General features: G+C 64.9%; 11 protein-coding genes. 2 read left to right on the top strand and 9 right to left on the bottom strand.

All coding sequences use genetic code 11. The annotated features are described in order from the left end of the window. Positions 1-404 (top strand): isocitrate/isopropylmalate family dehydrogenase (locus IB243_RS19480; protein ID WP_255509292.1); only part of this gene is annotated, 404 nt, incomplete at its 5' end. Between the two features lie 95 nt (positions 405-499). Beyond that, a complete protein-coding gene (locus IB243_RS19475) occupies positions 500-1,969 on the top strand; it encodes an NAD-dependent succinate-semialdehyde dehydrogenase (RefSeq protein WP_192428789.1) in 1,470 nt (489 codons plus the stop codon). Between the two features lie 28 nt (positions 1,970-1,997). Here the strand turns inward: IB243_RS19475 and IB243_RS19470 are convergent, their stop codons facing one another. The 9 genes from IB243_RS19470 to sdhD form a co-directional block, all read right to left on the bottom strand. After that, positions 1,998-3,758, bottom strand: coding sequence for a phosphoethanolamine transferase (locus IB243_RS19470; RefSeq protein WP_192428788.1), 1,761 nt, complete (start codon positions 3,756-3,758; stop codon positions 1,998-2,000). Between the two features lie 130 nt (positions 3,759-3,888). Next, positions 3,889-4,743 carry an S-formylglutathione hydrolase gene (gene fghA, locus IB243_RS19465; protein WP_192428787.1) on the bottom strand — a complete coding sequence of 285 codons (855 nt, stop codon included), beginning with the start codon at positions 4,741-4,743 and terminating at the stop codon, positions 3,889-3,891. A gap of 90 nt (positions 4,744-4,833) precedes the next feature. Next, positions 4,834-5,949, bottom strand: coding sequence for an S-(hydroxymethyl)glutathione dehydrogenase/class III alcohol dehydrogenase (locus IB243_RS19460; protein WP_192428786.1), 1,116 nt, complete (start codon positions 5,947-5,949; stop codon positions 4,834-4,836). Between the two features lie 39 nt (positions 5,950-5,988). Next, positions 5,989-6,255 (bottom strand): metal/formaldehyde-sensitive transcriptional repressor, encoded by a 267-nt coding sequence (locus IB243_RS19455; RefSeq protein ID WP_010460183.1) that lies wholly within the window; start codon positions 6,253-6,255, stop codon positions 5,989-5,991. Between the two features lie 275 nt (positions 6,256-6,530). Beyond that, positions 6,531-7,841, bottom strand: a complete 1,311-nt coding sequence (locus tag IB243_RS19450; protein WP_010460185.1) for a citrate synthase — start codon at positions 7,839-7,841, stop codon at positions 6,531-6,533. A 62-nt stretch (positions 7,842-7,903) separates the two neighbouring features. Further along, entirely contained in the window at positions 7,904-8,230 is a 327-nt protein-coding gene (locus IB243_RS19445; RefSeq protein WP_057223016.1) for a succinate dehydrogenase assembly factor 2, read from the bottom strand. Positions 8,231-8,261: 31 nt separating this feature from the next. Then, positions 8,262-8,966, bottom strand: coding sequence for a succinate dehydrogenase iron-sulfur subunit (locus tag IB243_RS19440; protein ID WP_010460189.1), 705 nt, complete (start codon positions 8,964-8,966; stop codon positions 8,262-8,264). Positions 8,967-8,991: 25 nt separating this feature from the next. Next, positions 8,992-10,800, bottom strand: a complete 1,809-nt coding sequence (sdhA, locus tag IB243_RS19435) for a succinate dehydrogenase flavoprotein subunit (protein WP_192428785.1) — start codon at positions 10,798-10,800, stop codon at positions 8,992-8,994. Positions 10,801-10,825: 25 nt separating this feature from the next. Then, entirely contained in the window at positions 10,826-11,191 is a 366-nt protein-coding gene (sdhD, locus tag IB243_RS19430; protein WP_010460192.1) for a succinate dehydrogenase, hydrophobic membrane anchor protein, read from the bottom strand. Positions 11,192-11,216 lie beyond the last annotated feature (25 nt).

The raw sequence follows: 11,216 nt of genomic DNA, 5'->3' as shown, positions 1-11,216 counted from the left end.
GCTTTGTGCTGCAGCCCGGCCGCTTCGACGTGGTGGCCGCCACCAACTTGTTTGGCGACATCCTCTCCGACCTGGGCCCGGCCACCACCGGCACCATTGGCCTGGCACCCTCGGCCAACCTGAACCCTGAGCGCACGTTCCCGAGCCTGTTCGAGCCCGTGCATGGCTCGGCCCCCGACATCTACGGCAAGAACATCGCCAACCCGATTGCCATGATCTGGTCCGGCGCGCTGATGCTGGACTTCCTCACCCAGGGCCAGGGGGCGGGCAGGTTGGCGCACGATGCCATCGTGGCGGCGATTGAAGACACCCTCAAGAGCGGGCCGCGCACGCCGGACCTGGGGGGAGCGGCCAGCACCACGCAGGTGGGACAGGCCATTGCACAGCGGGTGGCCAACGGCTAGGCCGGTGGCGCGCCGTTGCTCCTAAAAATATAGCTACTCACGCATGATGGATAAGCGCTGGCAGCCATTTTTGTTCAAATTTTTACCTTCCCGCCATGTCCCTGACCCTCACCCGTTCCGACTTGATCCGCAGCGCCAACTTCATCGCTGGCGAATGGACCGTGGCCACCGGCGCCCGCCTTGACGTGACCGACCCCGCCACCGGCGACACCATCGCTTCCGTGCCGGACTCCGGCGCTGCCGAGGCGCTGGCGGCCCTGGACGCCGCGCACGCCGCATTCCCCGCGTGGCGCAAGGTGCCTGCCAAGCAGCGTGCCGCCATCATCAAGCGCTGGAACGACCTGGTGCTGGCCCACCAGGACGACCTGGGCAAGCTCATCTCGCGCGAGCAGGGCAAACCCCTGGCCGAGGGCAAGGGCGAAGTGGCCTATGCGGCCAGCTACATCGAATGGTTTGGCGAAGAGGCCACGCGCATGAACGGCGAGGTCATTCCCGCCCCGGTGCAGGGCCGCCGCATGTTTGCGCTCAAGGAGCCCGTGGGCGTGGTGGCGGCCATCACGCCCTGGAACTTTCCGGCGGCGATGATCGCGCGCAAGATCGCCCCGGCCCTGGCGGCCGGCTGCACCGTGGTGTGCAAGCCCGCCGAAGACACCCCGCTGACCTCGCTGGCCCTGGTGCTGCTGGCGCACGAAGCCGGGGTGCCGCCGGGTGTGCTCAACATCGTCACCGCCTCACGCCAGAACACGCCCGCCGTGGTGGATGTGTGGCTCGACGACAGCCGCGTGCGCAAGATCACCTTCACGGGCTCCACCCCTGTGGGCAAGCACCTGGCGCGCCGCAGTGCGGACACGCTCAAGAAGCTGTCGCTCGAACTGGGTGGCAATGCCCCCTTCATTGTGTTTGACGACGCGGATGTGGATGCGGCCGTGGATGGCTTCATGGCCGCCAAGTTCAGGAACGGCGGCCAGACCTGCGTGTGCCCCAACCGGGTGTTTGTGCAGCGCGATGTGTTCGATGCGTTTGCCACCCGGCTCACGGCCCGCGTGGCGGCGCTGAAGGTGGGCCCGGCGAGCGACCCGGCCTCCCAGATCGGCCCCATGATCAACGACCGCGCGGTGGAGAAGATCGAGCGCCATGTGAATGACGCCGTGGCCAAGGGGGCGAAGGTTCTCACGGGTGGCAAGCGCCTGGCCGAACTCGGTGCTACCTACTACGCACCCACCGTGCTCACTGGCGCCGACGCCACCATGGCCTGTGCCTGCGAAGAGACTTTTGGCCCCGTGGCACCGCTGACCGTGTTTGACGACGAGGCCGAAGTCATCGCCGCCGCCAACGACACGCCGTTTGGCCTGGCGGCCTACTTCTACAGCCAGAACGTGCGCCGCATCTGGCGCGTGGCAGACGCGCTGGAGTCCGGCATCGTGGGCATCAACGAAGGGGCGCTGGCCGCAGAGGCGGCGCCGTTTGGCGGGGTGAAGGAGTCGGGCTATGGGCGCGAAGGCTCAACGCATGGGCTGGACGACTACCTGCACACCAAATATGTCTGCCAGGGACAGCTCGATTGACGTTCGTCAGGCGTTGCAGAACCGGTTTTCAAGCGGGCTGTGCAATGGGTTTTGCAACGGGCTTGGCGGCCGCTTCAGCCGCCAAGCCGCGGCACAGGGTGAGCATGTCCAGGTCGGGGTTGTAGGCGCCCGTTTTTACATCCATGAGGCCCAGCACCGAGTGAAAGTAGTGGTCGTGCGTGACGCGCCGTTCGGCCAGGTCCCGCTGCAGGCAGGCCGTGGGTGCGCCTGTGCGCGCCTGCATGGCAGGCGACAGCCAGGTGATCCAGGGCACGTGTTTTTGCACGTCGGGCGCAATGCTGTAGGGCAGGCCGTGCAGGTAGAGGTTGTTCTCGCCCAGTGATTCGCCGTGGTCTGCTACATAAACCATAGCTGTCTGCGCTTTTTCTTCCTGCGCTGAGAGCCATTTGAGCACCGAGTCGAGGAAAAAGTCCGTCTCGAGGATGCTGTTGTCATAGGCGTTCACCACCTGCTGACGCTCGCATTCCTGCAACGCGGTCGAGGTGCACTCGGGCAGGAATTTCTTGAGGTCCTGCGCAGAGCGTTTGGAATACGCCGGTCCGTGGCTGCCGATCTGGTGCAGCACCACCACGGTGCCGCGCTGGCGTTGTTCGGCGGGCAGTGCGGCTATGCGCGCATCCAGGTCCTTCAGCATCACGCGGTCCAGGCATTCGCCGCTGGTGGGGCACAGGGCGGGGTCTTTCAGCGTGGATGTGTTGACGTCGCCAAGGCGGTCGCACACGCCCTTGCAGCCGGACTGGTTGTCCACCCACAGCACGGCCAGGCCCGCGTGGTGCAGCACGTCGATCAGGCTCTCGAAGTTGGCGGCGCGCGCCTCGTAGCCCGTGCGGCCCAGGTGCGAGAACATGCAGGGCACGGATGCGGCGGTGCTGGTGCCGCACGACCAGGCGTTGCGGGCGCTGATGAGGTCGGCGCGGGCCGCGAGCAGCGGTGTGGTGTTGCGTTCGTAGCCGTTGATGCCGAAGTTGCCGCTGCGGCCGGTTTCGCCCAGCACCAGCACCACCAGCGGGGGCTTGGCCTGGCCTGCATAGCTGGCGCCCAGCTGCGCATCGCGCCCCAGGGGCAGCAGCTTGCTGGTGTCCATGCGCAGGGGCTTGGTGGCGATGTTGCCCAGCGCGTACACGCTGTTGAGCGGGTTGATGAGGTAGCGCAGCTTGGTGTGGTTGCGCATGGTGGAGGCGAAGTCCTGGAACACCAGCAGCAGGCACACCACGATGATGGCGATGGAGCCCGCCAGCAGCAGCCCGTTGTGCGCCGCGTGGCGCAGCGGGCTCAGCCGCTGCACGCGGCGGCGCAGCAGCCACAAGAGCGGCGGCACCGCCAGCGCCAGCACGGTGGCCAGCATGCGTGCGTTGAGCAGGTCGCCTGCCTCGTGCACATCGGTTTGCAGCACGTTGGTGAGCATGCTGGCGTCGATGGCCACCCCGTAGGCCAGCATGAAATACGCGCCGAACGCAGCCATCACCACCAGCACGGCGGCGGCAGGCTTGAGCGTCCAGCGCCAGGCCAGCAGGGTGAGCAGTGCGGCATTGCCCGCGGCCACGATGAGCGCAAACGCGATCGCAAAGCCCCAGCCGCGCAGGCTGCCCTGGCCGGGCAACTGCGCCACTTCGCGCCACAGCGGCACGTTGCAGGCCGTGGCCAGCCAGGTGCTGATGAGCACCACCACCCAGGCGGGGTGCAGGGCGCGTGTTGCTGTGGAAGCAGGCTGGGGCGGGGCGCCCGTGGCCAGGTGGGGAAGCAGCAGGCGCTGCAGGATCAAAGGCATGGGGCGCACTGTGGCGCCCGAGGCTTAAGGCCGCATTAACATTTGCTCAGAAGTGGGGGAACTGAGGCCCCGCAGAGCCCTGCCGCCCTTGAAGGGGGCCCGATCTGCCGCTGTTGGTGGGCCAGCCTGCCTATGCCAAGGCAGCAGCGTGGTGCTGCAGGTGGTCGGCCACGAAGCTCTGCACAAAGTAGTAGCCGTGGTCGTAGCCCGCGTGGCGGCGCAGGCTGAGTGGCTGGCCGATGGCCTGGCAGGCGGCTTCGAACAGGTGCGGATGCAGTTGCTCGGCCAGAAACTTGTCGGAGAGGCCCTGGTCGATGAGGATGCCCGCAGGGTAGGGCGCGACCGGCTGGTGCTGCATGAGCACCGTGGCGTCGTGCTCGATCCATCCCGTGCGGTCTGCGCCCAGGTAGCCTGTGAAGGCTTTCTCGCCCCACGGACACTGGGTGGGCGCGCAGATGGGCGCAAAGGCCGACAGGCTCTGGAATCGGCCCGGATGGCGCAGCGCCAGCGTGAGCGCGCCATGCCCGCCCATCGAGTGGCCGGTGATACCCAGGCGGGTGCCGTCGATGGGCAACTGGGCCGAGGCCAGCGGCAGCAGCTCCTTCAGAAGGTAGCTCTCCATGCGCCAGTGGGTGCGCCACGGCGTTTGCGTGGCGTCCAGATAGAAGCCCGCGCCCACGCCGAAGTCCCAGCTGTCGGCCTCGCCCGGCGCGTTGGCCCCGCGTGGGCTGGTGTCGGGTGCGATGAGTGCGAGGCCCAGTTCGGCGGCCAGGCGCTGGGCGCCGGCCTTGACCATGAAGGTTTCTTCGGTGCAGGTCAGCCCCGCCAGGAAGAGCAGGGCGGGCACGGGACCTTGCTGCGCCTGGGGGGGCAGGAACACCGAGAACCTCATCGGCAGCCCGATCTCGGTGGAGGCGTGCTGGTAGAAGCGCTGCTCGCCGCCGAAGCAGGCGTGGCTGCTGAGGAGTTCCAGGGAGGTGGTCATGGTGGGTGCTCTGAAATGAATAGCTGTTGGCGCTTGTTGTACAAGCGCTGGAGGCTGTTTTTGCCTCAAACGTCCGCCCGCTGTGCAGGTTCAGGCCGCGTACTTGACCACGGAGCGGATGGACTTGCCTTCGTGCATCAAATCAAACGCTTCGTTGATGTCCCTGAGGCCCATGGTGTGGGTCACGAAGGGCTCCAACTGGATCTTGCCCGCCATCGCGTCTTCGACCATTCCGGGCAGCTCGCTGCGGCCCTTGACGCCGCCAAACGCCGTGCCCAGCCACTTGCGGCCGGTGACGAGCTGGAAGGGGCGGGTGCTGATCTCTTGCCCCGCCCCGGCCACGCCGATGATGACCGACTGGCCCCAGCCGCGGTGCGCGCATTCCAGCGCCGCGCGCATCACGTTGACGTTGCCGATGCACTCAAAGCTGTGGTCCACGCCCCAGGTGGTCATCTCGACGATGACCTGCTGGATCGGCTTGTCGAAGTCCTTCGGGTTCACGCAGTCGGTGGCGCCAAAGGTGCGGGCCAGGTCGAACTTGGAGGGGTTGGTGTCCACGGCGATGATGCGGCCCGCCTTGGCCAGCTTGGCACCCTGGATCACGGCCAGACCAATGCCGCCGAGGCCAAACACGGCCACCGTGTCGCCCTCTTGCACCTTGGCGGTGTTCTTCACCGCGCCCAGGCCCGTGGTCACGCCGCAGCCCAGCAGGCAGACCTGCTCGGGGTTGGCCTGGGGGTTGATCTTGGCGAGCGACACCTCGGCCACCACGGTGTATTCGCTGAACGTGCTGCAGCCCATGTAGTGGTAGATCGGCTGGCCGTTGTAGCTGAAGCGGGTGGTGCCATCGGGCATCACGCCCTTGCCCTGCGTGGCGCGCACGGCCACGCACAGGTTGGTCTTGCCGCTCTTGCAGAACAGGCACTCGCCGCATTCGGCGGTGTACAGCGGAATCACATGGTCGCCCGGCTTCACGCTGGTCACGCCTTCGCCCACTTCCACCACGATGCCGGCGCCTTCATGGCCCAGCACGACGGGGAAGAGGCCTTCGGGGTCGTCACCGCTGAGCGTGAAGGCGTCGGTGTGGCACACACCGGTGTCGGTGATCTTGATGAGCACTTCGCCTTTCTTGGGGGGGGCCACGTCGATTTCGACGATCTGCAGGGGTTCTCCGGCTTTGAAGGCGACGGCGGCGCGGGATTTCATGGGGTGGTCCTTTCAGTCAATCGGTAGGGGGTGGGCTGTCTATTTGAGGTACGAGCGCAGTAGCGACAGTGTTTCGTCCACGGCCTGCTGCGATGGCGCAGGCTTTTCCGCCAGGATCTCGCGCACATGGCTGTCCAGCAGGTCGGCCATCAGCCCGTGCACGGCGCCGCGCATGGCTGCGAGCTGCTGCAGGATGGGGGCGCATTCGCTGCCGGCTTCCACGGCACGCTCCAGTGCCTCGGCCTGGCCTTTGATGCGGCGCAATCGGGTGACGGCGCGTTGCTTGTCTTCAGCGGTGTGGGGCATGGGGAACAGGGGCGTCAGGCTGGCGCGCGGCGCTTGCTGTCTGCGGGTGTTGAATGTACTGGGGTGTAGTATAAATCGATGGTGCTTATGGATAAAGCGCTAGTGGCCATAAATTCCTATTTACTAGGGGGTAGTATGGGTTGGTCTGTTCCTTGAGACTGATTCCCAGGTGCATGCAAAATTGCCCACTGCGAGCCGATTCGCCATGAAAAAAGCCCGCAGGCACTGCCTGCGGGCTTTGTGGGTGCGGTGGACGGCGCGGGGCGCCGTGCCGATCAGCGCTTGGCCAGTGGTGGCACGTCGCGGCGCTCGGAGCCGGTGAACAGCTGGCGTGGGCGGCCGATCTTGTATTCGGGGTCGCCGATCATTTCGTTGAGCTGGGCGATCCAGCCGACGGTGCGGGCCAGGCTGAAGATGCCGGTGAACAGGTTCACAGGGATGCCGATGGCGCGCTGCACGATGCCGGAGTAGAAGTCCACGTTCGGGTAGAGCTTGCGCTGCACGAAGTAGTCGTCTTCCAGGGCGATCTTTTCCAGCTCTTTGGCGAGCTTGAACAGCGGGTCGTTTTCCAGGCCCAGTTCGGCCAGCACTTCATTGCAAGTCTCTTGCATGAGCTTGGCGCGCGGGTCGTAGTTCTTGTACACGCGGTGGCCAAAGCCCATCAGCTTGACGCCGGAGTTCTTGTCCTTGACCTGCTTGATGAAGTCGCCGATCTTCTCCACGCCGCCTTGGGCCTGGATGTCGTACAGCATGTTCAGGGCAGCTTCGTTGGCGCCACCGTGGGCGGGGCCCCACAGGCAGGCCACGCCAGCTGCGATGGCGGCAAAGGGGTTGGTGCCCGACGAGCCGCACAGGCGCACGGTGGAAGTCGAGGCATTTTGCTCGTGGTCTGCGTGCAGGATGAAGATGCGGTCCAGCGCGCGTTCCAGCACGGGGTTGACCTTGTACTCTTCGCAGGGCGTGCCAAACATCATGCGCAGGAAGTTGCCGGCGTAGGACAGGTTGTTCTGCGGGTACATGTAGGGCTGGCCCACACCGTACTTGTACGCCATGGCCACCAGGGTGGGCATCTTGGCGATCAGGCGGATGGCTGCGATCTCGCGGTGCTGCGGATTGTTGATGTCCGTGCTGTCGTGGTAGAAGGCCGACAGGGCACCGACCAGGCCGGTCAACACGGCCATCGGGTGCGCGTCACGGCGGAAGCCACGCAGGAAGAACTGCATCTGCTCGTTGACCATGGTGTGGTTGGTCACGCGGCTGGTGAAGTCGGTCTTCTGCGCTTCGTTTGGCAGGTCACCGTACAGCAGCAGGTGGCAGGTTTCCAGGAAGTCGCAGTTCTGGGCCAGCTGCTCAATGGGGTAGCCGCGGTACAGCAACTCGCCCTTGTCGCCATCGATGTAGGTGATGGCCGACTGGGTCGCTGCCGTCGACAGGAAGCCCGGGTCGTAGGTGAACATGCCCGTCTGCGCATACAGCTTGCGGATGTCGATGACGTCCGGGCCGATGGTGCCCTGGTAGACCGGCAGGTCCACGCTGGGGCCGCCGTTACTGAACGACAGGGTGGCTTTGTTGTCAGCTAGCTTCATTGTTACTTTCCTTGGGTGGGTTGCCGATGATGATCCGGTCTTGGGGCATGCAGACGGGGGTGTCAGGCGTGAACCGCCAGAGCGCCGCCACTTTGTCGGAGCATGCCAAGCACTTCGCGCGCTTCTTCCGTGTCTTGCTCGCCTGCGGGCTCACGCCGCCGCAGCAGCAGGTCCAGCAGGTCGTTGTCCGCCAGGTCCATGAGCTCGCGCATGCCCTGCGCATGGCGCTGGGTCAGCATGGGCTCGTAGCGGGCGAAGAACTGTTCGATGAACAGATCGTTCTCCAGCAGGCCGCGCCGGCAGCGCCAGTGCAGCTTGCTCAATTCACGCTCGTCCAGCAGCGGCGAGGCTGCTGCTGGGGCAAGGGATATGGTGGAAAGGTTTTCCATGGCTGGCCTGGCGTTGCGGTGCAGATCGGGGTCAGACGGCGCGGCGCACCATCAGTTCCTTGATCTTGCCGATGGCCTTGGTGGGGTTCAGGCCCTTGGGGCACACGTCCACACAGTTCATGATGGTGTGGCAGCGGAACAGGCGGTACGGGTCTTCCAGATTGTCCAGGCGCTGGGCCGTGGCGTCATCGCGGCTGTCGGCGATGAAGCGGTAGGCCTGCAGCAGGCCGGCAGGGCCCACGAACTTGTCAGGGTTCCACCAGAAGCTGGGGCAGCTCGTGGAGCAGCTGGCGCACAGAATGCACTCGTACAGGCCGTTGAGCTCGTCGCGCTCTTCGGGGGACTGCAGGCGTTCGCGGTCCGGGGCCAGTTCTTCGTTGATCAGGTAGGGCTTGATCGAGTTGTACTGCTTGAAGAACTGCGTCATGTCCACGATCAGGTCGCGGATGACTGGCAGGCCGGGCAGGGGCTTCAGAACAATGGTGCCCTTCAGGGTGTTCATGTTCGTCAGGCAGGCCAGACCGTTCTTGCCGTTGATGTTCATGGCGTCCGAGCCGCAGACGCCTTCGCGGCACGAGCGGCGGAACGACAGCGTGGGGTCTTGTTCCTTGAGCTTGACCAGTGCGTCCAGCAGCATGCGCTCATGGCCGTCGAGTTCGATCTCGATGGTCTGCATGTAGGGCTTGGCGTCCTTGTCCGGGTCGTAGCGGTAGATTTGGAATGTGCGTTTTTGCATGGTTCTTCTCTCGTGGGGCTACTGTTTAGAACGTACGGACCTTGGGGGGCACGCTGTCCACCGTCAGGGGCTTGAGGTTGACCGGCTTGTAATCGAGGCGGCTGCCTTCGCTGTACCACAGGGTGTGCTTCATCCACTCCTTGTCATTGCGGCCCAGCGGGAACTCTGCATGGTCTGCAGGGTGCTCGTAGTCATACACGGTGTGGGCGCCACGGCATTCCTTGCGGGCAGCGGCCGAGACCATGGTGGCCTGCGCCACTTCAATCAGGTTGTCCACTTCCAGTGCTTCGATGCGGGCGGTGTTGAACACCTTGGACTTGTCCTTCAGGGTCACGCTGCCCACGCGGCTGCGGATATCGGCGATCTTCTGCACGCCTTCGTCCATGCTGACCTGGGTGCGGAACACGCCAGCGTGCTGCTGCATGGTGGCGCGGATGTCGCCCGCCAGGTTCTGCGCGTAGATGCCTTCGTTCGACTTGTCGAGCTGGTTCAGGCGCTCCAGGGTGCGGTCGGCCGCATCCTTGGGCAGGGGCTTGTGTTCCTTGTTCTTGTTGTTGAACTCGACGATGTGGCGGCCAGCGGCCTTGCCAAACACCAGCAGGTCCAGCAGCGAGTTGGTGCCCAGGCGGTTGGCACCGTGCACCGACACGCAGGCGCATTCGCCCACCGCGTACAGGCCGTTCACCACGGAGTTGTTGATGCCATTGGCCTGCGTCACCACCTGGCCATTGATGTTGGTCGGCACGCCGCCCATCTGGTAGTGGATGGTGGGCACCACGGGGATCGGTTCCTTGGTGATGTCCACATTGGCGAAGTTGACGCCAATCTCGTACACCGACGGCAGGCGTTTGTGGATGGTGTCCGCGCCCAGGTGGTCGAGCTTGAGCAGCACGTAGTCCTTGTTGGGGCCGCAGCCACGGCCTTCCTTGATTTCCTGGTCCATCGAGCGGGACACGAAGTCGCGCGGGGCCAGGTCCTTCAGGGTGGGTGCATAGCGCTCCATGAAGCGCTCGCCATTGCTGTTGAGCAGGATGGCGCCTTCGCCACGGCAGCCTTCGGTCAGCAGCACGCCCGCGCCGGCCACGCCGGTGGGGTGGAACTGCCAGAACTCCATGTCCTGCAGCGCGATGCCAGCACGTGCCGCCATGCCCAGGCCGTCACCGGTGTTGATGAAGGCGTTGGTCGATGCCGCAAAGATGCGGCCCGCACCGCCGGTGGCCAGCAGCACGGTCTTGGCTTCCAGGATGTACAGGTCGCCAGTTTCCATTTCCAGGGCGGTCACGCCCACCACGTCGCCGTCGGCGTCGCGGATCAGGTCCAAGGCCATCCATTCGACGAAGAAATTCGTCTTGGCCTTCACGTTCTGCTGATACAGGGTGTGCAGCATGGCGTGGCCGGTGCGGTCAGCGGCGGCGCAAGCGCGTTGCACGGGCTTTTCGCCGTAATTGGCCGTGTGGCCGCCAAAGGGGCGCTGGTAGATGGTGCCGTCGGGGTTGCGGTCGAACGGCATGCCGAAGTGTTCCAGCTCATACACGACCTTGGGTGCTTCGCGGCACATGAACTCGATGGCGTCCTGGTCGCCCAGCCAGTCGGAGCCCTTGATGGTGTCGTAGAAGTGGTAGTGCCAGTTGTCCTCGGACATGTTGCCCAGGGATGCGCTCACGCCGCCCTGTGCCGCCACGGTGTGCGAACGGGTGGGGAACACCTTGGACAGCGAGGCCACGTTCAGGCCTGCGCGGGAGAGTTCAAGCGCGGCACGCATGCCGGAGCCGCCTGCGCCGACGATGACGACGTCGAACTTGCGCTTGGTGATGTTAGCGTTGGTGTAGCTCATTATTTTTTGCCTTCAGTCGTGGGATTCAGAGACGCCACAGAACCTGGATACCCCAGCCAGCACAGCCGACCAGCCAGACGATGCTGAACACCTGCAGCGCCAGGCGCAGGCCCACGGGCTTGATGTAGTCCATCAAGACTTCACGCAGGCCGATCCAGGCGTGCCAGGCCAGCGCAATGATCACGGAGAAGGTCAACACCTTCATCCACTGGGCCGAGAAGATGCCGGCCCATTTGTCGTAGCCGATGGGGCCCTTGGAAAAAATGACCTGGGCCAGCAGGGCCAGGGTGAACAGGGCCATCAGGATGGCCGTGACGCGCTGGCTGAGCCAGTCGCGCAGGCCATAGTGGGCGCCGACGACGACGCGCTTGGAACCGTAATTGACGGACATGGGAATTTCCTCTCGTTCTTCGGTG

Origin of the sequence: Acidovorax sp. ACV01 (assembly GCF_014851495.1) — a bacterium.
Lineage (GTDB): Bacteria > Pseudomonadota > Gammaproteobacteria > Burkholderiales > Burkholderiaceae_C > Acidovorax > Acidovorax radicis.
This window is presented reverse-complemented; position numbering and strand designations above follow the sequence as displayed.